The sequence below is a fragment of the Proteus sp. G2626 genome, assembly GCF_009915985.1.
Classification (GTDB): domain Bacteria; phylum Pseudomonadota; class Gammaproteobacteria; order Enterobacterales; family Enterobacteriaceae; genus Proteus; species Proteus vulgaris.
The window spans coordinates 78078-100491 of record NZ_JAABNH010000013.1 but is presented as its reverse complement, the minus strand read 5'-3'; the positions used below and the strand labels follow the sequence as shown (position 1 = coordinate 100491).

At 37.4% G+C, this 22414-nt stretch carries 16 protein-coding genes; 8 read left to right on the top strand and 8 right to left on the bottom strand.

Annotated features, from left to right (window positions below; genetic code table 11):
- Positions 1 to 228: 228 nt before the first annotated feature.
- Together hpmA and GWJ05_RS07115 are read right to left on the bottom strand one after the other, a co-directional pair.
- Positions 229 to 4962 (bottom strand): calcium-independent hemolysin HpmA, encoded by a 4734-nt coding sequence (gene hpmA / locus GWJ05_RS07120; protein WP_161681248.1) that lies wholly within the window; start codon positions 4960 to 4962, stop codon positions 229 to 231.
- A 33-nt stretch (positions 4963 to 4995) separates the two neighbouring features.
- Positions 4996 to 6681 carry a ShlB/FhaC/HecB family hemolysin secretion/activation protein gene (locus GWJ05_RS07115; RefSeq protein ID WP_036934960.1) on the bottom strand — a complete coding sequence of 562 codons (1686 nt, stop codon included), beginning with the start codon at positions 6679 to 6681 and terminating at the stop codon, positions 4996 to 4998.
- Between the two features lie 829 nt (positions 6682 to 7510).
- On the opposite strand from GWJ05_RS07115, the gene tnaC reads away from it, so the two are divergent.
- The 4 genes from tnaC to mutT all read left to right on the top strand — a co-directional run bounded on the left by tnaC (position 7511) and on the right by mutT (position 10956).
- The gene (gene tnaC, locus GWJ05_RS18780) at positions 7511 to 7615 is read left to right on the top strand and encodes a tryptophanase leader peptide (RefSeq protein ID WP_071788547.1); all 105 of its coding nucleotides are present in this window, start codon (positions 7511 to 7513) and stop codon (positions 7613 to 7615) included.
- A 113-nt stretch (positions 7616 to 7728) separates the two neighbouring features.
- Positions 7729 to 9132: a tryptophanase gene (locus tag GWJ05_RS07105; RefSeq protein WP_036934959.1), complete on the top strand. Its 1404-nt coding sequence runs from the start codon at positions 7729 to 7731 to the stop codon at positions 9130 to 9132.
- A 73-nt stretch (positions 9133 to 9205) separates the two neighbouring features.
- Positions 9206 to 10456: an aromatic amino acid transporter gene (locus GWJ05_RS07100; RefSeq protein ID WP_036934958.1), complete on the top strand. Its 1251-nt coding sequence runs from the start codon at positions 9206 to 9208 to the stop codon at positions 10454 to 10456.
- 107 nt (positions 10457 to 10563) lie between these two features.
- Positions 10564 to 10956 carry an 8-oxo-dGTP diphosphatase MutT gene (gene mutT / locus GWJ05_RS07095; protein WP_036934956.1) on the top strand — a complete coding sequence of 131 codons (393 nt, stop codon included), beginning with the start codon at positions 10564 to 10566 and terminating at the stop codon, positions 10954 to 10956.
- Between the two features lie 77 nt (positions 10957 to 11033).
- Here mutT and yacG read toward each other — a convergent pair whose 3' ends face one another.
- The 6 genes from yacG to ppdD form a co-directional block, all read right to left on the bottom strand.
- Positions 11034 to 11246, bottom strand: coding sequence for a DNA gyrase inhibitor YacG (gene yacG / locus GWJ05_RS07090; protein WP_036934954.1), 213 nt, complete (start codon positions 11244 to 11246; stop codon positions 11034 to 11036).
- Positions 11247 to 11300: 54 nt separating this feature from the next.
- Complete coding sequence (gene zapD, locus GWJ05_RS07085) at positions 11301 to 12053, bottom strand: cell division protein ZapD (RefSeq protein ID WP_036934952.1); 753 nt, start codon at positions 12051 to 12053, stop codon at positions 11301 to 11303.
- The gene (gene coaE / locus GWJ05_RS07080; protein WP_036934951.1) at positions 12046 to 12669 is read right to left on the bottom strand and encodes a dephospho-CoA kinase; all 624 of its coding nucleotides are present in this window, start codon (positions 12667 to 12669) and stop codon (positions 12046 to 12048) included. Before coaE ends, zapD begins: the two co-directional genes overlap by 8 nt.
- Positions 12670 to 12902: 233 nt before the next feature.
- The gene (locus tag GWJ05_RS07075) at positions 12903 to 14102 is read right to left on the bottom strand and encodes a type II secretion system F family protein (protein ID WP_036934949.1); all 1200 of its coding nucleotides are present in this window, start codon (positions 14100 to 14102) and stop codon (positions 12903 to 12905) included.
- Entirely contained in the window at positions 14099 to 15199 is a 1101-nt protein-coding gene (locus GWJ05_RS07070) for an ATPase, T2SS/T4P/T4SS family (RefSeq protein ID WP_202609214.1), read from the bottom strand. Before GWJ05_RS07070 ends, GWJ05_RS07075 begins: the two co-directional genes overlap by 4 nt.
- A 93-nt stretch (positions 15200 to 15292) precedes the next feature.
- Positions 15293 to 15736, bottom strand: a complete 444-nt coding sequence (ppdD, locus tag GWJ05_RS07065; protein ID WP_036934945.1) for a prepilin peptidase-dependent pilin — start codon at positions 15734 to 15736, stop codon at positions 15293 to 15295.
- Between the two features lie 210 nt (positions 15737 to 15946).
- Between ppdD and ampD the strand changes: the two genes are divergently transcribed.
- From ampD to aceF, 4 genes are all read left to right on the top strand, one after another.
- Positions 15947 to 16516, top strand: coding sequence for a 1,6-anhydro-N-acetylmuramyl-L-alanine amidase AmpD (gene ampD, locus GWJ05_RS07060; RefSeq protein ID WP_036934943.1), 570 nt, complete (start codon positions 15947 to 15949; stop codon positions 16514 to 16516).
- A gap of 301 nt (positions 16517 to 16817) precedes the next feature.
- A complete protein-coding gene (gene pdhR, locus GWJ05_RS07055; protein WP_036938889.1) occupies positions 16818 to 17588 on the top strand; it encodes a pyruvate dehydrogenase complex transcriptional repressor PdhR in 771 nt (256 codons plus the stop codon).
- Between the two features lie 163 nt (positions 17589 to 17751).
- Positions 17752 to 20418, top strand: a complete 2667-nt coding sequence (aceE, locus tag GWJ05_RS07050) for a pyruvate dehydrogenase (acetyl-transferring), homodimeric type (RefSeq protein ID WP_036934942.1) — start codon at positions 17752 to 17754, stop codon at positions 20416 to 20418.
- Between the two features lie 12 nt (positions 20419 to 20430).
- Positions 20431 to 22290 carry a pyruvate dehydrogenase complex dihydrolipoyllysine-residue acetyltransferase gene (gene aceF, locus GWJ05_RS07045; protein ID WP_161681247.1) on the top strand — a complete coding sequence of 620 codons (1860 nt, stop codon included), beginning with the start codon at positions 20431 to 20433 and terminating at the stop codon, positions 22288 to 22290.
- Positions 22291 to 22414 lie beyond the last annotated feature (124 nt).

The window sequence follows — 22414 nt, the reverse complement described above, 5'->3', positions numbered from 1 at the left end:
CCATTAGGGGAAGGTTAAGGGTTATGCATTAATTTATTTTTTACAGTTTTAATGGCTATTTTACTTTTAATTCAAATAATTATGTTTATTTGAGTGTTTTTAGAATATGTAAAAATTGTGAATTTATGGGAAAAGAAGAGACTAAAATAGAGAGATAAAAACCCCGCTTATTATAATAAGCGGGGTGGCTTACAAAAGAATAGGCATTACTCTTTCATAAAGTATCTATTATTTTTCAGAAATAGAGGATTTTGTGTTTACAGTTTCATTGACTTTAATCGGTGATTTTAATGATAAATCACCGCTTGAAAGTTGTTTCACTAAATCAACAGCTGATGATTTCAGATCAAGATCTGCACCCGCTTCGTAATGGTGACCTTCAATATTATTTAATTGAACGTTGCTACCGCCTAAATCAATCTGGCCTTGTTCGCTTTTTACTTCAGCACCTGTAAGTTTAGTTGTGCCACTGACATTTAATGAAATGTCATTTTTGCTTGTTAAGGTTGTAGTTTCGGTAACTGCATCATTGTCAATATGAGAGACCTTGATATCGGCATTGGCGGTATGACCTTCTGCGCCAGTGACAATATTTTTAATACCATTACCGACATAGTTAACACCGTTGTCAATTTTAGCTTTTGTTTCGCCACTGATACCGGTTTTATCTGCGATACTTGAAGAGAGTGAATTATATTTATCAGAAATAACATCTGTTGCAGATTTAATTCCTGAATCAATAGTCTCTTTGATCGTATTTTCTAATAATGATCCACCCGCTTTTGCTGTTTTATCAACTTGGCTAGATTCAGGATCATTGTTGTGGTTATAGCCTACATTGACATCAACACTGACATGGCGATCGCTGTCTTTTTGGCTAGTCACTGTAAAGTCACCACCAACATGGCCTGTTACGTTATCTGCAGAAACATTAGCACCCGAAAGAGTGAGGTTTTTATCACTGTTTACGGTTAATGTTCCTGTTTCTATAACCGTGTTTTGATGTGTGGATTTTTGTTGATCTTCAACATTTACCAGTACTTTACCACCAATATTATGGATAGAAGAGGTTGGATTTTCTTCAGTCACTTCTTTTGGTGTGGTATTGGTTTGTTCGCCATTTAAGGCGATATCGACACTCCAATTATTTTTGTAATCTGTAGATTGTGCTGATGTCAGCGTAGTATCACCAGATTGGGAGGTTAATTGTGTCTCTTTACTATTAACTTTAGTGCCTTGAAGATTAATAGAGCTACCATTAACTGTTAAATTGCCTTGGTTGGTAATTGTACCACCTTCACGAGATACTGTTTTCTCATCTTGTTTACCGATAGCAAATTCAGCACCACCTAATCCACTGATAGAAGACGATTCTTCGCCTGCTTTCTGACCAAAGCCCGCTTGTAATCCACCTGATAAATTTTTACCTGTTTCAGTGCGTTGAGATTCAGTTGCTTGGAAATCAACCTTGTTAGTTGCGGTTAAAGTAACATCGTTTTCACTGGTAATATGAGTACCTTGTAACGTCAGATTATGACCTGAGTTTAGCTCGATACCTTGGGAACCATTCACAGATCCCGCTTGTGCTGTTGTTTGATCTTTTTGATGATTTGCACCACCTGCTTTAAAGCCACCACCATAATCTTTACTGTCTGGTGTTGTACCTACTTTTAGGTTTGCACTACCATTTACGCTATTCTGGCTTTCAGTATGAGTATCTGTTGCTTGTGCAAGCGTTAAATCTCCCCCAGCGTTAATGACAGTTTTACCATTTTGAGCGTCAAACTTAGCACCTTCATAATGTGCATCTTCACGCACATTAATATTGATATGACCCGCTGAGTTAATTTGGCTACCTTCGGCTTTTGCTATGGTTAAGCTAGTGTCAGTGGTTTTACCTTCACCTTTAATGGCTACAGTAATGTCATTGCCTGTTTTGGTGCTGACACCAACTTGACCACCACCAGTTGTTTCATGGAAAGATACTTGGTGTTTGTTTTGCGTAGCTTCACTGGTATGTGTATTTGCTGTTAGCGCAACATCACCTTGCGTTGATTGATAATGAGTTCCTTGGTCATGTAAGGTGTTATTGCTGTCAGTGTTGATTTTTCCGGCAGTAATAGAGGTTGAAACTGCTTGGCTATCGCTTTGTGACTTCTGGCTTCCTCCACCTTTTACACCAACGTTAACGCCTACATTAGGTGCTTCTAAGCTACTTAAGTTAGCAAGATTACTAATGGCATCTTTAAAAGTGACTTTTTTCTCAATACCTTTGTTGCTGTCTGGATTAGTAACATCAACACCATCTTCAACGGCTTTCTTAATTGGTTTAGTGACACCGCTATAATCAAGATTAACACCTACATCAACACCCACATTTAAGGTATCTGTTTTAGAGATTGCACTGTCATTGACGGCAAGGTGATTGATATTTTCACCCGATTCTTTATAAGCACCATCAACTTTGTGTGATGCGCCTTGGTGCGTTACATCTTTGTTTGCTGTAATTGTTAAATCACCTGCAACTTGAGTTTCGCTACCTTTATTTTTGGTGATTTCGGTTGTTGTATGCTGTTTGTCATATTGGAAATCAGCTTTACTACCGATTTTATCGACACCACCGGTATAGCTAAAGCCACCCGAAATGGTTCTATCTGTACTGTCAGTCTCTTTTTTGTTTTCTGTTGAAACAAAAGCAACATTATCACCAGACACCGTGGCATTACCTGCCGTTGTTTTTAAATCAGAACCAGCAAAAGTGACATCTTTATCTGCTTGAATTTTAACACTGCCACCACTAAGAGTAGAGCCGACTTGTTCAGTCTCTGTACTATTGTTCTTATTGGATGTATGAGTGATATGAAAACCAGCACTATATTGCTTATCTTCAACTTCTTTCGCATGACCAGTGATTTCTAAGGATGTTTTTTCATCATTGATTTTTGTGGTTTGCTGTGCTGATTTAACGTTGATATCACCTAAAGATTCAATACCTAATTCTTCAGCACTTTTAATTAAGCTACCGATGACATTGACATCTTTCCCACTGACAACGGTTAACTGTGCATCAGACACTAATTCACTGCCGGTTGAAAGTTGTTGATTAGTCTCGTTTTTGTGAGAATTCTTAGTAATGTTAAAAGCTGTACCTGTACGTTCATCAGTTTTTGTGATGGTTTCGCTAATTGCATTATCAATAACAACATCACCTTGGGTCGTTTTAACAAATGCCCCTTGGTTGCCTTTGACTTGGCTTCCGGTGATTTTGACACTATTCTCTGCGGCTAGTAACAGTTGCCCATCTGCAGTTAATTGTGTTGAATGGCTGACTTCTTGTTTATTGTTATTGTTCTTATTATTACCACCGCCGATACCACCCCAAACGACATGATTGTCAGTTACGGTTTTATCATTATTGGTATTTTGAACATTAAGATTGATGTTCTCTTTAGCATTAACAATAACATTCTCATTAGAATGTAATTTTGCACCTTGGGCAGTAACAGAGCCTTCAGCATTTAAACCTAGTGTTTTACCCGCAGTCAACTCACTGCCTTTTAAGGTTTCTGTTTGATGGCTATTGCTCCAGCTACCGGTTTCTAAGCGAGAAGTATGGTTACGCTTGTAGCCATTTTCACTGCGATTTTCTTTCTCAACTAATCCGTTGATATTAATATCTTGATTAGCATTAATTGCCAGTGTGTTACCCGCATTAACTTTGGCCCCTTCAAGTGTTACATCACCTTGAGTTGCCGTTAATGTTGCACTATTTTTGGCATCAATATGGCTACCAACTTGTTGTACGAGTTCTTTTTCTTTAGTGACATCATACTGCCAAGAATAGAACCAGCGATTGTCGGTATCAGTCTCTTTTTGTTGTAGCTGTTTTCCATCAACAGTTAAATGAGCGCCTTGTAATAAAATATCATCACCCATTAAATCAGAGGCTTTGATTTGATTTTTATTATCAGCCACTAATGTGATGTTTTTACCTTTTAACTCTGTTTTTGTTAGAGTTTGGCTTGAACCACTATTATTAACTGCGATACCACCACGGTAATTTTGGTAGTTTTCACTGCCATCTTTATCGAAATTATCGAAACGAACTTGGCTATCTGTTTGAATATTATCAGCTTTTACGCTTAGTTCATTATCAGCAACAAATTTACCCGTTAATTTAACACCACTTCCTTCTGCGGTATTAATAATACGAATACGGCCAGATTGCATACTTCCGAAGAAATAGCTATCTAATGCAGAAGTTGGTTTTTGTGATGAAAGAATATCAAAACGTTGAGAGAAGGTGTTTTGTCCTGTTAACGCTGAAATTTCAGCAGCAGTTATTTTTCCTTTGCTATCAATACGTGGTGCAATTAGATCTAAAAGACCTGGTGCATATAAACCGTTTTTACCAATAGAAAGTAAATTCGTGTTATTAAGCGTGCTATATCCTTTCAACTGACCGTTTTCAAACAGTGGATTACCTACGACTAAAGAAGAGCGACTGGTATTAATAAATCCACAACCATCGCAGGTGATGCCATTTGGGTTAGAAAGGACATATTCCGCAGCAATACCAAAGACTTCTTGTTGACCTAGTAAAAATGATGGGTTACGACTAACAACTTCATTTAAAATTAAAGAGGCGGCTTGCCCATTTAAATTACTATTGGCATTTAATTGCCCTGCTAGCTGTGATTGTCCAGCTTCTAAGGCGTTATTAAAAACAGCGCCAGGTTTGCCTACATTAAAATCTTGATATTGGTTGTGAGAAATACCTTCACTATTTGGTGTAACGATATTAATGACTTGAGTGCCACCATTGACAGATGAAACATTCGGTCCTTGATTGCCCGAATCAGGAACAATACCGCCAGCATATGCATTTAGTGAGACGAAAATAATCGCTAAAGATGCAGCAAGCCTACCCGAAGGAGAGAGCTTGAAGTTTTTTGAGTTCATAGAGTTTTCTCCGTTTATTGCTATGAGTGTGGATCAAAATAAATATGAAAATCTAACTAACACTTGAGTAGGGTCTTTGGTTTTATTGGAATTCGTTTGGTTGTAAAGCAAATGCCCCTTAGCGACATCGATATCAAATTGTGCTTTTTGATATTGAAGATTTAAGCCCGAACTTAGCCCATAGCCACTACGCCATCCTTCATAGTTGCCATGTTGTTGAACACGACCTGCATCTAGGCCAATTCGAGGGGTGATTGAAAAGGTGTTTATTCGATAAGGATAAGAAAGAGTATTACGTAAATAACCTCCGTTATCCCCGGAAAGAGTGCTTTGATCAAAACCACGGATCGCATTTTTATCGGTTAAACTGAGCCATTCAACACCGGGTAAGGTGTCAGGGCTATATTGACCAAAGAAAGCGCTGTTGAATAAAAATGTAGAATCTGACAATGAAAAACGGTGTTGCCAATTGGCAAAAAGCTTAACTTTTGTAAAGCGATAGTCATTACCATTGCCATTAGCAACACGTGGTGATTCATCTGCACCAAACCAACTAATGGCTTTTTCTGCACTTAAATTAACACTCACAACGCCGTTGGGGATAATGTGTAAATGGTTGATACCGAGCTCTACAGTTGTGAGTGCAGGGCTACTTAGATCAAGACGTATTTGACTGAAATAGTTACGTATCCGTTTATGAGTTACCTGCATGTTTAAGGTATCTATCTGTTTTTGACTACGATAAAAAGCGTAATCCCCCCTTAAACCCACTTGTGTGGTATTACCGGATAAGCGTACGGTGCGTGTTTGTAATGCCTGATGAAACTCATACTCCGAATAGCTACCAAAAGTGCTGAATGTCAATGCACCATAAGGTAAAGAATAGAGTAGAGTGTAAGCGCGGTTAAAGCGTGTGTTTGGGTTGTCTGTGGTGATGCTGGCATTGACGCTGACAAAATCGGATAATCCCAATGGACTGTCTAAGCTTGCATTAGTACGAACTAACCAGCGCCCTGAGTTTTTCTGTCCATAATTATCACTCGAAACATTCAAATGCCACGGTGCTTGGCGTTGATTGGTGAGCTGAATAATAGATCCACCCAATTGTGTACCTGGTAATATATCCAGTTTAACTTTATTGGATTGCAAACGGTTTGCTTGATCCAGACCTTGATCAAGTTTTGATAGCTTTAGAGGCTCGCCTTCAACTTGAGGGAACAGTAACGTCGTGTTAACGCCTCGGTCACCACCTTGTATTTTTTCAATGAAACCCTCGATAACATACAATCCAAGCTGTTGCTCTTCATTAGGACGTAAAAATTGTATTCTGGCAGTGATATAACCATGTTGAAGGTAGCGTTGGGTTAACTCTTTGACTAAACGGTTAATGTCAGCACTTTTAATACATTGCTCTGGTAATGGTGATAGTGCATCAAGATCTTTATCATTAAGCAAAGTAATGCCTTGAACATAAACACCATTTATAGGTAAGCAATGCTCTGATTCAGTAATAAGTGTAGGCGGGGGTGAGGCATCTAATGTGTTTTCTTGGAGTTGTTGATAGCGATTTTGTTCTATCAGTTGATTTATTTCACGTTGGCTATCTTGTAACGCGCGTCGCGATTCTCCCATTGAGCCTAAATAATTGGCATCATTTGCTGTTAATCCACTGGCTGAAAACCCACTTAATAGTGTTAATAAAATAACTTTTTTTCTCATTTTACCTCAATATAAAGGTATTAATTCAAATATAAATAATATGGCTTAAATATAGCAAGATAATAATTAATGTTTTTATATTATCGTTAATTTGAAAATAATAAATACCGGTCACTCTCAATATGAAAAGAAATTAAAAATCGATGAAATAAAGATAAATTTCCATTGGTTTTAATATAAAATATCGACATAACTAAAATGATTAATGTTGGGAGTAGTATTAATCAAACAAATGATTTAATTGAATTTTACCTACCGTATTGATTTTCATGGTTATAATCTAGAGTGTTATTTTTTCTCCTGTCTAAACTAACATCAATTTTTCTATATTTATTCACAGTTTTTTATTTTTTATAAAGAAAAGAAAAATAATGAGAGGAGGTTCTAGTAAATAGAAAATGAAAAGTTAATCCCTTTTCATTTGTTATTTATAAGTTTATTGATGTTGTATTATGAAATAAAAATTTCATGAATTATTATTTCATTTTAATGAATAAAAAAAGGTTTATAAAAGTAAAAATATCATGTCTTTATTGTTAAGTGATTAATCATGATAAAAAGTAAGTTTATTGAATTTTCATTTTAAGATTATGAATATGTAATTTAAATACAAGTATTGACACTTAATGATATCAATAAAAATTACAAACTATAAAAAATAATTTATTGACGAATTAAAGAAGTGATTGTGATCACGTTAATTCATAATGAAAAAGTAAATAATGTGATTTTTGTCCGAAATATACTATTGTTATATTACTAATTTAGTTTAACTGTTATATAAATTAGCATGTAAATTGTACTATTTCCTGACGATAAGGGTTAAAGTATGTTCTCATCATTTAATGTTTTGATAATATTAAGAGGTTTCTTCAGATTGAAGAAATGGTTTAATATTGATTCTGAACTCGCCTTCTTCTTTCCTGAAAAATAATCCTTTTTTATATCTATCCAAAATAAAGTAATACTCTTTTCTCATTTTTTAAATGGGAAGACTATTTTATTTATTTTTAATTTTATAATTTAATATATATTAAAGGTATTATCATGGCTAAAAGAATCGTAGAACCATTCCGTATTAAAATGGTAGAAAAAATTCGTGTTCCATCAAGAGAAGAACGTGAAGCTGCATTAAAAGAAGCTGGATATAACCCATTTCTATTACCGAGCGATGCTGTTTATATTGATTTATTAACAGACTCTGGTACTAACGCAATGAGTGATCATCAGTGGGCAGCAATGATTACAGGTGATGAAGCTTATGCGGGCTCAAGAAACTATTATGATTTAAAAGACAAAGCCAAAGAGTTATTTAACTACGATTATATTATTCCTGCTCACCAAGGGCGTGGTGCTGAAAATATTCTTTTCCCAGTATTATTAAAATATAAACAAAAAGATGGAAAAGCGAAAAACCCTGTTTTTATTTCTAACTTCCATTTTGACACAACAGCTGCACACGTTGAATTAAATGGCTGTAAAGCCATTAATATTGTAACTGAAAAAGCGTTTGATTCAGAAACTTATGATGACTGGAAAGGCAATTTTGATATTGCTAAATTAAAAGAAAATATAGCTAAACATGGTGCTGATAATATTGTCGCTATTGTTTCAACAGTGACCTGTAATAGTGCTGGAGGTCAGCCTGTTGCAATGGATAATTTAAAAGAAGTTTATGAAATTGCCAAACAGCACGGTATTTTTGTTGTGATGGACTCAGCGCGTTTCTGTGAAAATGCGTATTTCATTAAACAGCGTGATCCTAAATATAAAAATGCAACCATCAAAGAAGTTATTTTGGACATGTATAAATATGCTGACGCTTTAACCATGTCAGCGAAAAAAGATCCATTGTTAAATATTGGTGGTTTAGTTTCTATTCGTGATAATGAAGAAATATTCACGTTAGCAAGACAACGTTGTGTACCGATGGAAGGCTTTGTCACATATGGTGGTCTGGCGGGCCGCGATATGGCGGCAATGGTGCAAGGTTTAGAAGAGGGAACAGAAGAAGAGTATCTGCACTATCGTATTGGTCAGGTACAATATTTGGGGGATCGTCTCCGTGAAGCGGGTATTCCAATTCAATATCCTACAGGAGGCCATGCGGTTTTTGTCGATTGTAAAAAATTAGTGCCACATATTCCTGGTGATCAATTCCCAGCGCAAGCTGTAATTAATGCGCTTTACTTAGAGTCTGGTGTTCGCGCTGTTGAAATTGGTTCGTTCTTATTAGGTCGTGACCCAGCGACAGGTGAGCAAAAACATGCAGATATGGAATTTATGCGTTTGACGATTGCTCGTCGTGTTTATACAAACGATCACATGGATTATATTGCTGACGCATTGATTGGTTTAAAAGAGAAGTTTGCAACACTTAAAGGTCTTGAGTTCGAATATGAACCACCTGTATTAAGACACTTTACTGCTAGATTAAAACCAATCAAATAAAATAATACTCCACAATAATAATGGCTCTCGTGCAATGCGAGAGCCCTATCCTTATTTCAGTAAGGACTAAAAAATGGAAAATAAGTCGGTAAATAAAGAACCCTCAATTATTGTAGGGGGATTTGTGTTGGGTGGCGCCATGATTGGCGCAGGCATGTTCAGCCTACCAACAATTATGTCTGGTGCTTGGTTTATTAATTCACTTTTTATTTTATTTATTGTCTGCTTCTTTATGTTTCATTCTGGAATTTATATTCTTGAATGTATATCGAAATATGGCACAGGAACAAACTATTTTCATATATCGAAAGAATTATTACCTAAATGGGCGTGTTATCTGGCTAATGCATCATTAATATTTGTATTATATATATTAATTTATGCTTATATTTCTGCTGCAGGGTCGATAATTCATGAAGCTTCATTATTGTATGGCATTAATCTGAATCTTAGAGTGATATTCTTTGTATTTACGATAGTGCTTGGTGCAACAATATGGTGGGGAGGGGCTTGTGCAAGTCGTTTAACCTCAATATTTTTATTTATTAAGATTGTTTTATTTGTATTAGCATTTTCTGGATTGTTCTTTAAAGCAAGAGGTGATTTATTATTTAGTGCAACTTTTGAAGGTAAAAGTCAATTATATCTTTATCCCTTTATTTTTATCATTATTCCTTATGCTATTACCTCTTTTGGTTATCATGGTAATGTTTGTAGTCTTTATAAGCTTTATCATGAAAATGAAAGAAAAGTAGTAAAAAGTTGTGTTATTGGTTGTGTCTTAGCTTTGGTTATTTATTTACTTTGGATGATTGGCACAATGGGGAATTTGCCTCGAGAGCAATTTATTACAATTATCCAAAAAGGCGGTAACTTAGATGCTTTTATCGATTCTTTATATACTGTATTAAATAGTAAATATATTGAAGGTTTTTTATTATGGTTTTCTATTAGTGCCGTATTCTGTTCATTTTTAGGGGTAGCGATTGGTCTATTCGACTATATTTTAGCGTCACTAAAATTTGAAGATAACAAAACAGGGCGCTTAAAATCGGGTATTCTATGTTTTACTCCACCTTTACTATTATGTTTACTTTTCCCTAATGGTTTCTTAATTGCGATTGCTTATGCGGGAACGGCTGCTTGTATATGGGCAATTATTTGCCCAGCAGTGATGGCACTGAAAGCGCGTGAGAAATTTCCAAACTCAGGTTTTAAAGTATGGGGGGGGAAAGGATTAATTTATGCTGTTATCGCTTTTGGTGCTGTAGGTATTATTTGCCAAACATTAGCACAGTTTGGATTCTTACCTATTTATCGTTAATTTATCAAGATAATCAAGGAAAAGAAAACCAGAGTCGCGCTATTGGATATACGTTATAATAATATTAAGTGGTTATAATAACTGGACTATTCAATAGGTTGTCTATAATGGATAAAAAAAAGCTACATATTGCTGCGGGTATTATTTGTGATCAACACGATAATGTCTTTATCACTCAACGCCCTTTAAAATCACATATGGGGGGGTTTTGGGAATTTCCAGGTGGAAAATTAGAAGATAAAGAAACCCCTGAGCAGGCGTTAGTGCGGGAATTACAAGAAGAGATTGGTATTGATGTAACACAGTACTCGCTTTTTGAAACGGTAGAGCATGATTTTCCAGATAGGCACATTACATTATCTTTTTTCTTAGTGACACAATGGGATAATGCGCCCTATGGCAAAGAAGGGCAAGATTCAAAATGGACGTCTATTGCCTCATTAAATGCTGATGATTTTCCGCCTGCTAACCGCACTATTGTGGCGTTATTACAAAAGTAAAAGTATATAAATTAACGCAGTTATAAATAAAATAGCCACTCATTGGAGTGGCTATTTTTTTATGTCCATAATGAGCATTAAAAATCTTTAGGTTCAGGTTGCGGCGTTTCACTCCAGTCATCGCTATCATTAATATCGCTTTGGCTTGGAATACGCTTTGATTCGTCAGCCCATTCACCTAAATCAATCAGTTGGCAACGTTTGCTACAAAAAGGGCGATAAGGGCTACTTTCATTCCAAACAACTTCTGTTTGACAGGTTGGACATTTTACAATTAATTCTTCGCTCATTATCTCTCCTCGATTTCATTGGCGCGATAGGTGTTCATATTAATAAGCACAATGTTAGCAACAAGCAATCTCAAAGGGTAGTTCTAGCGGTATTGTTCCACTTTCACTATCAAGTGGTAAGAAGCGGATCGCGTAACGATTTTTGTGACCAGAGACTTGAGGATAAATCTGGTGGTCAATAGCTATCTTAATACGTAGTAGTTCGCCTTCTTCAGCACTGTCTTGGTAAAAACCACGATGACTTAATGCAGGTTTAAATGTATCTGATTGGCGAATGAGCGTTAATAAGCTATTTAATGCATTTTGTAATGGTAATAAGCCTGCCTTCCAACTGTGTAATTTTTCGTCACGGATGGTTTGAGGCAAACTTAACCACAAATGTAATGCTGGCACATCGAAATTACAGCATCCGCCTGGAATACTTAGGCGCTGTTTTACCAAACTTATCACTTTATCTTGTTTTAAGTGCTGGCCAATTCGTGGAGCTTGACTTAAGACGGCGGCATTTTCGGACAATTCATTAATAATTTGAGTTACAATCTCTTTATCAACATTTGGAAATGAAAGCCATTGTTGTAATTTTTTTTGTCTTTTTTCTAATTCTTTAAGCAATTCAGCTCGAATTTCACCACGATCAAGTACTTCAATAAATTCTGATATCGCACGGAAAAAAGAGAGTGCAGTGGGTAACGAATCAATTGCATGAAAACTGTTAATTTGAATCAATGAGTTTTCAATTCTAAGCCATGAACGCATTTTTTCATTAAGGGGATGTTCGAAGATGATTGTTGTGATGTCATCACTCATGGCAGTTGTCCTGTAACGCTTGTTGAGCTAATTCTAAGTAATGCTGATGGAGTTGCTTAACTTTCCCAATTATATTTTGGCTATTATCGTGATTTTCAATAATATCATCAGCGACGGCTAATCGTTCTTGTCTTTGAGCTTGCGCTTTTAAAATATTGAGCACTTGCTCCCGACTTACGCCATCTCGTTTCATCGTTCTTGCTATTTGTTCTTCTTGTGTGACATCAACGACAAGAACACGAGAGGCTAAGTGAGTTAATTTATTTTCAATTAATAAAGGAACAACCCAAATAAAATATGGAGTTTTAATTTGTTGTATTTGCCTTTGGGTCTCTTGCTGTATCAAGGGGTGAAGAAGATTATTGACCCAGGTTTTTTCTTCATCGTTTTGAAAAATAATCTGGCGTAGATGGGCTCGGTTTAAGGAGCCATCAGGTAATAGAATACTGTCACCAAAATGCTGGTGCAATGCATTTAGCCCGAAAGAATGAGGCTCTACCACTAATCGAGCAATAACATCCGCATCAACAAGAGGTACACCTAATGAGGCAAAAGCATTGGCAATAGTGGTTTTACCACTCCCTATTCCACCTGTAAGAGCAACCGTATAAGCCATTGTGTTTATCTGTTTTTAATGAATGAAAATTTACTATTAGCCTGGGTATTCTAAAGCCTAAATTTGTTTTTATCGCAAGATAATAACCGCAATATTTAGGTTTTATTCGGTTATTATGATAGATGATTTTCTGCTACCCTGACACCTTAGCTCATAATCAGTAAGAGAATTATCATCAATCAATTACTTAGCGAGAAAACTCACAATAGCATATTACTCATAAAATTTGTGATTCATTGTATAGTATCACCTAACTGTAATATAGGAAGATACATTGCTATGATTAATGTACCAACAATCAATGCAATTATCGCCATTAGTAGCGGTTCTAACCATGTACTGATTGTATTTAACTGCTCGTCAAGTTGTTGATAAAACCAATCACTTAATTGCTGACAAAAATAGAGTAACTGCCCTGAATTCTCTGCACAAATGATAAATTGATAGCAAATAGGGGGGAAGTAAGGCTTGTTATTCATAAATGAACTTAATGACTTTCCTTGTGTAATATGCTCACTCATTTGTAAAAGTAGGCGTTTATAAATAGGATGTGTGAGTTGCTCAATAATAATCTTTAAGCCTTGCAATAATGGTAGCCCTGCTTGTTGTGTAATACTGATTATCTGAAAAATAAGATAGAGTTGATGGTTTTTTAATAGGGAACCTAAATAAGGTAGATGAAGAAAGGTTGCTTGTTCATAATAATAAAAGAGCGGTGAATAATGGCGAATAAAATGATAAAACAACATTAGCCCAATAAAGAAAATGACCATTATCACAATATAGTTAGAAAACCATTGTGAGAAAGCAATTAGTGCTAATGTTAAAGTGGGAAGTTCTGTATTAAATGCGCCGTATAAAGATTGATATTCAGGTAAAACATATAGCAACATAAGACTAGTAATAGAAAATAAAATAACGAGTAAAAAAAATGGATATTTAAACGTTTTTTTTATTTTTTTAATTACCTCTTGTCGCTTTTTTAATTGTACGATTTGAAGTGTAATGACTTCATCTAGTTTTCCGCTTTCTTCACCAATAAAAATAAAACGTACTAATGAAAGCGGGAAATAAACAGGATAACGGCTTAATTGTTTTGAAAATGTGCCACCTTGCATTAAGTTAAAAATAATATCGTCTAACACACATTGCCAATGAGTATAACGACACTCATTTTTTAATAGCGTTAAAGCTGGCAGGAGTGCTAAGCCGGAGTGAAGTAATAATGCGAGTTGTTCAAGTAATTGAATACGATATTTTTTATCACTTTCTTGAAATATTACGATTTTGTATAAGCGTATTCTTATGGGGGTTTTTTGTTGCTGTGTTAATTTAATAAAGGCTTCATTACTTGATGATGCGAGAATGTTTCCTGAGCACCATTCATGTTGATAGTTTAATGCATCGTAACAATAAATTTTCTGTAATCTCATTTAATATCTCCCAGTGTTTGATAAACTTCCTCAAGTGTTGTTATTCCTTGTTTAATTAATAAAAGACCTGAATAGAGTAAATTATAGGGAGATGCATGTGTGTGTTTTGTTGGTTCAAAACAGTCATAGATTGCTGTTCTGCCTTTATAGCCAGAGCAACATTGTTGACAACCTATTGCTTGCCAGTTCGGTAATTCAATAATTTCTTCCTTGATATTAATCTGTTTCTTATTGGGTAAGCAGGTTTTACAATGTGGACATAAACAACGCACTAATCGCTGTGAAATAATCAAACTGATACAAGAGTGAATAAGATCTTTTGCAATGCCTAAATTGTGTAATCGCATTAAAGTGGCGCTGGCGGAATTAGTGTGCAAAGTGGATAAAACAAGGTGGCCTGTTTGTGCTGTTTTTATTGCCATTTCAGCAGTTGATGGATCGCGAATTTCGCCCACCATTATAATATCCGGATCTTGACGTAAAAGTGCGCGTAATATTGTGGTAAATGAGATCCCGGCTTTTTCACAAATTTGAATTTGATTAACCCCATTTATCGGTAATTCAATGGGATCTTCGACACTATTTATATTGCGGTTATCTTTATTTAAATAGTGTAAGCAGCTATATAATGTCAGTGTTTTTCCACTTCCTGTCGGTCCTGTAACTAGGATCATTCCTTGCGGTAAATTTAAATATTTTTTTAATAAAGCTAAGTGAGAAGATTGAAAACCTAAATGATTTAATTCGGGTTGCTGTAAATTATTGATAATCCGTAAAACAACTTTTTCACCATAAAGTGTGGGGAGTGTTGCTATTCGTATAGAGTATTCTTTTTCATGATAAAACCAATTAAATTGTCCATCTTGAGGTAAGCGTTTTTCTGCAATATTTAAGTTAGCCAATATTTTTAAACGTGTCACTATTTCTTTCGAAAACTCATTCGGAGGAGGAGAAAATAAATATAAATGGCTATCTATTCTGGCTCTAATTCTAAAATTGAATTGTTGAGGTTCAATATGTAAATCAGAGACACGCATTAAAATGCTATGGCGTAATAGATGTTCAATAAATTCTGTTGCTGAGTGTGTGATATCCATTATTCACCTTTTATATTTATTTTATTAGTGTTGTCTTATGTTGTTTAGAGTAAGGAACATTCAATGTGAATGCTCCCTAATATCGACAACGTATTAATGTGATTTGAATATTTCAGTACATTGTTTTTGTAACTTAGGATTATTTGCCGAGCATTGTGTTTTCCATATAGGAAGATAATCATCCGCGTTTTTTTCTAAAGACATTACAATGGAGAGGCCTTCAAGTTGTGCTTTGCCAGTTGCATTAATGACACCATTTAATACGGCTATTTCAGAAAGATATCGGCTTCGAAATTGTGGCGGCATAAATGTTGAGTCAGAATTACAATACCGAGGTTCGTTTTCATAACGACATAACTCAACAGCAGAACGATAAGGGGAGAGGGTTTGCAAAATATCGGTTAAAGCCGCTTTTTGGATATAACCTTGATAAGCTGGGATCGCGACAGAGCTTAAAATAGAAATAATGGCAATCACGATCATGAGTTCCATTAGGGTGAAACCATTTTCGGATGAGTGATAATTAAGTATGTTCATCTAGCATTCTCCTTGATTAATAGACACTAGAAGTATGAAAAAAAAGACTTTATTTGCGAATAGATAAAATAAGCTTTGAGTAAAATATCGAAAAGAAAACGGAGATATACACATTTAGCCTTTATTATTGAGAGTAAATTCGCATTTATTGATGAATATGACTTAGACAAATTATTGATAATAACTAAAACACCGCAGAAGAGGGTTGATGTGAAAATTAAACAAGGTTGGCTTATTGATGCAAGAAAAGTGCCTTCACCGAATCATGATAAAAGGCCTGATGGTGAAGTTCCCTCTTTGCTGATTGTTCATAATATCAGTTTGCCACCAGGCGAATTTGGTGGGCCTTATATTGATAAGCTATTTACCAATACGTTATCCGAGCAAGACCACCCTTTTTTTAGCGAGATAATCGATTTAAGGGTGTCAGCTCATTGTCTTATTCGGCGTGATGGTGAAATTGTGCAATATGTGCCTTTTACCGATAGAGCGTGGCATGCAGGCGTTTCTTTATATAAAGGTAGAGAAAAATGCAATGATTTCTCTATTGGTATAGAGCTGGAAGGCACTGATAATTGTGATTTTACAACAAAACAATATCAGCAATTAGTCAAGATAACGCAATCGCTTATTGCTCTTTATCCTGCGATTAAAGAGAACATAACAGGGCATAGTGATGTTGCACCAAATCGAAAAACAGATCCAGGGCCTCATTTTGATTGGGATTATTTCCGAGGTTTGTTAACAGAACAACAGCACCAAAGTGAGTTGAAAAGGTAAGTATATTGCATTTTTATTCATTTAATAATTGCTGTCACGCTTCAGTTTGACTGTTTATGTGTTTAAAAAACGTTAAAAAATATATTTTTTAACGTTTCTGGATAATGAGATCTAGTTATCACTTTTGATGAATTTTTAAAATAATTTGTTAAATTTTGCAGGTTTTTATGATTTCGCTCAACAACTGTATGGACAGTTAGTGAATACTTTGTTACTTTATTATCCGTTATATTAAATTGGTATTACCAATTGACAACTCAATCACAAAGGTAATAGTTATCCAATAATGGTTTCCAGCAATATGGCTTATACAAAAATCCGCCAACCTAAGCTTTCTGATGTCATTGAGCAACAGCTTGAGCATCTGATTTTAGAAGGCACTCTGCGTCCAGGAGAGAAACTCTTACCTGAGCGTGAGCTGGCGAAACAATTTGATGTATCTCGCCCTTCATTGCGCGAAGCTATTCAAAAATTAGAAGCTAAAGGTTTTTTACTTCGTCGCCAAGGTGGTGGAACATTTGTTCAGCATAATCTCTGGCAAAGTTTTAGTGATCCTTTAGCTCAACTGCTTAGCGGACATCCCGAATCTCAATTTGATCTCTTAGAAACGCGTCATGCCCTTGAAGGTATTGCTGCTTATTATGCGGCATTACGCGGTACTGATGAAGATCTCGCTCGTATCAAAGCAAGTCATGATTGTATTTTGCAGGCTCATGAAAAGGGTGATTTAGTCGCTGAGTCTGAAGCCGTATTGCAATATCAATTAATTGTCACTGAAGCGGCTCATAATGTTGTTTTATTGCATTTATTACGATGCATGGTGCCTATGCTTGAGCAAAATATCCGCCAGAATTTTGAGTTTCTTTACACACGTAAAGAGATGTTAACGGCAGTAAGTGAGCATCGTAGTCAGATTTATCAGGCTATTATTAATAGAGAGCCAGAGGTCGCGCGTGAAGCTTCACATCGTCACTTAGCCTTTATTGAAGATGTTTTGTTGGACATGAGTCGTGAACATACTCGCCGTGAGCGCTCTTTGCGCCGGCTCCAACAACACCCTGATTTATTTTAGTAGCACAGATCCTGACCGCTGAGTCTGTACTACCTATCTCCCTGTCATTTTCAGGGATAGCGGTAATAACAGCAGGGTCTATCTTCCCGTCATATCAAATGGGTATAACGGGAAGATAGGCTCCCATAACCATTAAAAACAGATAACAGATAAGGAATACACCATGTCAGATATGCTGAAAAATGACGTGGATCCGATCGAAACTCGCGACTGGTTACAAGCGATCGACTCGGTCATCCGTGAAGAAGGTGTTGAGCGTGCACAGTTCCTGATTGATCAGGTATTAAAACAAGCCCGTAATGGCGGTCTTAATATTGCTTTAGGTGGCTCTGTACACAGTGATTATATCAATACCATTCCTGCTGAAGATGAACCCGCTTACCCTGGCAATCTGGAATTAGAGCGTCGTATTCGTTCTGCTATTCGCTGGAACGCAGTAATGATGGTTCTGCGTGCATCCAAAAAAGATTTGGAACTCGGCGGACACATGGCGTCATTCCAATCTTCTGCAACATTATATGAAGTGTGCTTTAATCACTTCTTCCGTGCGCAAAATGAAACTGATGGCGGTGATTTGGTTTACTTCCAAGGTCATATTTCCCCAGGTATCTATGCACGTGCATTCTTAGAAGGTCGTTTAACAGAAGAGCAATTAAACAACTTCCGTCAAGAAATTGGTGGTAAAGGCTTATCTTCTTATCCACATCCTAAATTAATGCCTGAATTCTGGCAGTTCCCAACAGTTTCTATGGGTCTGGGGCCTCTATCTGCGATTTATCAAGCTAAGTTCTTGAAATATTTAAATCACCGTGGCTTAAAAGACACAACTAAACAAACTGTTTATGCGTTCTTAGGCGATGGCGAAATGGACGAGCCAGAATCTAAAGGTGCAATCACCATCGCAGTTCGCGAAAAATTAGATAACCTGTGCTTCGTTGTTAACTGTAACTTACAGCGTCTTGATGGCCCTGTTACAGGTAACGGCAAAATTGTTAATGAACTAGAAGGTATCTTTGCAGGTGCTGGCTGGAACGTTATCAAAGTAATGTGGGGCGATCGTTGGGATGAGCTTCTGCGTAAAGACACTTCAGGTAAACTCATTCAATTAATGAATGAAACTCTGGATGGTGACTACCAGACCTTTAAATCTCGTGATGGCGCTTATGTTCGTGAGCACTTCTTCAACCGTTACCCAGAAACTGCCGCATTAGTTAAAGATATGACTGATGATGAGATCTGGGCATTAAACCGTGGTGGGCACGATCCGAAGAAAGTCTTTGCCGCATTCCAAAAAGCAAAAGATACTCAAAACAAACCAACTGTTATTTTAGCTCAAACCATTAAAGGTTATGGTATGGGTGAAACGGCAGAAGGTAAAAACATCGCTCACCAAGTTAAAAAAATGAACATGGATGGCGTTCACCATTTCCGTGATCGTTTCAATATTCCTGTTGCTGATGAGCAGATCAAAGATCTGCCTTATATTACTTTTGATAAAGAGTCAGAAGAATATAAATACCTGCACGCACGTCGTCAGGATTTAGGCGGTTACCTACCAGCACGTCGTCCACGTTTTGAAGAAAAACTGGATATTCCGACACTGGAAGATTTCAGCCAATTACTGGAAGAGCAATCTAAAGAGATTTCTACAACGATCGCTTTCGTTCGCGCACTGAACGTAATGTTGAAAAATAAATCTATCAAAGATCGCTTAGTGCCAATTATTGCCGACGAAGCACGTACTTTTGGTATGGAAGGCCTGTTCCGTCAAATCGGTATTTACAGCCCGAATGGTCAGCAATATACGCCTCAAGATCGTGAGCAAGTTGCTTACTATAAAGAAGACGTTAAAGGTCAAATTCTGCAAGAAGGTATCAATGAGCTAGGTGCAGGCGCATCTTGGTTAGCTGCTGCAACATCTTACAGCACTAACAATCTGCCAATGATCCCATTCTATATCTACTACTCAATGTTTGGTTTCCAACGTATTGGCGATCTATGCTGGGCTGCAGGCGATCAACAAGCGCGTGGTTTCTTAATCGGAGGTACGTCAGGTCGTACAACACTGAACGGCGAAGGCTTACAGCATGAAGATGGTCATAGCCATATTCAATCGCTGACTATTCCTAACTGTATCTCTTATGATCCGGCATTCGCTTATGAAGTTGCTGTTATCATGCAAGACGGTTTAGAGCGTATGTATGGTGATAAACAAGAAAACGTTTATTACTACATCACTACACTCAACGAAAACTACCATATGCCAGCAATGCCAGCCGGTGTTGAAGAAGGTATCCGTAAAGGTATCTACAAACTGGAATCACTGGAAGGCGCGAAAGGTAAAGTTCAGTTACTGGGTTCAGGCTCTATTCTGCGCCACGTTCGTGAAGCAGCACAAATCTTGTCTACTGAATACGGTATTGGTTCTGATGTTTATAGCGTAACTTCATTCACTGAACTGGCTCGTGATGGTCAAGATTGTGAACGTTGGAACATGCTACACCCATCTGAAGCACCACGTGTACCTTACATCGCTCAAATTATGAATGATGCACCAGCTGTAGCCTCTACTGACTATATGAAACTGTTCGCTGAACAAGTTCGTACTTATGTTCCAGCTGATGATTATCGCGTATTAGGTACAGATGGTTTCGGTCGTTCTGATAGCCGTGAAAACCTGCGTCACCACTTCGAAGTTGATACTTCTTATGTGATTGTTGCTGCATTAGGTGAATTAGCTAAACGTGGTGAGATTGATGTGAAGGTTGTTGAAGAAGCAATCAATAAATACAACATCAACCCTGAAAAAGTAAACCCACGTCTGGCGTAAGAGGTAAAGTGAATGTCTATTGAAATTAAAGTCCCAGATATCGGTGCTGATGAAGTTGAAGTCACCGAAGTGATGGTGAAAGTGGGCGACCGTATTGAGGAAGAACAGTCCTTAATTACTGTAGAAGGCGACAAAGCCTCTATGGAAGTCCCATCACCACAAGCGGGTGTGGTTAAAGAGATCAAGATTGCTGTGGGCGACAAAGTCCAAACAGGTTCTCTTATCATGATTTTTGAAGCAGAAGGTGCCACGCAAGCAGCACCAGCACAAGCAGCTGCACCAGCACCAGCTGCTACGCCGGCAACAGCCGCACTGAAAGAAGTTCACGTTCCAGATATCGGCGGTGACGAAGTTGAAGTTACCGAAGTGATGGTAAAAGTAGGCGATAGCATTGCTGAAGAACAATCACTGATCACTGTAGAAGGCGATAAAGCTTCTATGGAAGTTCCAGCTCCATTTGCTGGTGTGGTGAAAGAAATCAAAATTGCAACCGGTGATAAAGTGAGCACAGGCTCTCTTATCATGGTATTTGAAGTTGCAGGTAGTGCGCCGGTTGCTCAAGCAGCACCAGCTCCAGCTGCATCTGCACCCGCAGCCTCTGCGGTAAAAGACGTGAATGTTCCAGATATCGGTGGCGATGAAGTTGAAGTTACTGAAGTGATGGTAAAAGTAGGTGATTCCATCACTGAAGAACAATCGCTGATCACCGTTGAAGGCGACAAAGCTTCTATGGAAGTGCCAGCACCTTTTGCAGGTGTGGTTAAAGAGATCAAAATTGCAGTGGGCGACAAAGTGAAAACTGGCTCACTGATCATGACCTTTGAAGTAGTGGGTGCAACACCTGCTACTCAAGCACCGGCTGCGCCTGCGCCAGCAAGTTCTGCCCCAGCAGCACCTGCTAAAGCACAAGCGACTGCTTCAGTAGCGAAAGAAGAGTTTGTTGAAAATGATGCTTACGTTCATGCAACACCTGTTATTCGTCGCTTAGCGCGCGAATTCGGTGTTAATTTGGCGAAAGTGAAAGGTACGGGTCGTAAAGGTCGTATCTTACGTGAAGACGTTCAGTCTTATGTGAAAGAGTTAATTAAACGTGCTGAATCAGCACCTGCAAATGCAGGTGGCGGATTACCAGGCATGTTACCTTGGCCGAAAGTTGACTTCAGTAAATTTGGTGAAATTGAAGAAGTTGAATTAAGCCGTATCCAGAAAATCTCTGGTGCTAACTTAAGCCGTAACTGGGTAATGATCCCTCACGTAAATCTGTTTGATGAAGCAGATATCACTGAGGTTGAAGAATTCCGTAAACAGCAAAATAAAGAAGCAGAGAAGAAAAAACTGGATGTTAAGATCACGCCGTTAGTCTTCGTGATGAAAGCAGCAGCAAAAGCACTGGCAGATATGCCACGCTTTAACAGCTCTATCTCTGAAGATGGACAGAAACTGATCCTGAAAAAATACATCAATATCGGTATTGCTGTAGATACACCTAACGGTTTAGTTGTTCCTGTTTTCAAAGATGTTAACAAAAAAGGCATTATCGAACTGTCTTATGAGTTAGCAGAAGTCTCTAAGAAAGCACGTGCGGGTAAACTGACAGCTGCGGATATGCAAGGTGGATGTTTCACAATTTCTAGCCTTGGTGGTATTGGTACTACCGGTTTTGCACCAATCGTTAACGCACCAGAAGTTGCGATTATGGGACTTTCCCGTTCTTCTATGAAACCTGTATGGAATGGTAAAGAATTCGTACCACGCTTGATTCTACCAATGTCATTATCTTTCGATCACCGTGTGATCGATGGTGCTGACGGTGCTCGATTCATCACTCTGATTAATCAGTACATGAGCGATTTACGTCGTTTGGTAATGTAATTATTTAAACCGGTGCTTAGTGCCGGTTTCTCTGATTGCGATGATGGATTTTACAGTCATACATCTTAGGTTGTGAGATCCGTCATGTTAGAGCGCTTTTCAGTTTATTAACATTTCTGTAAAC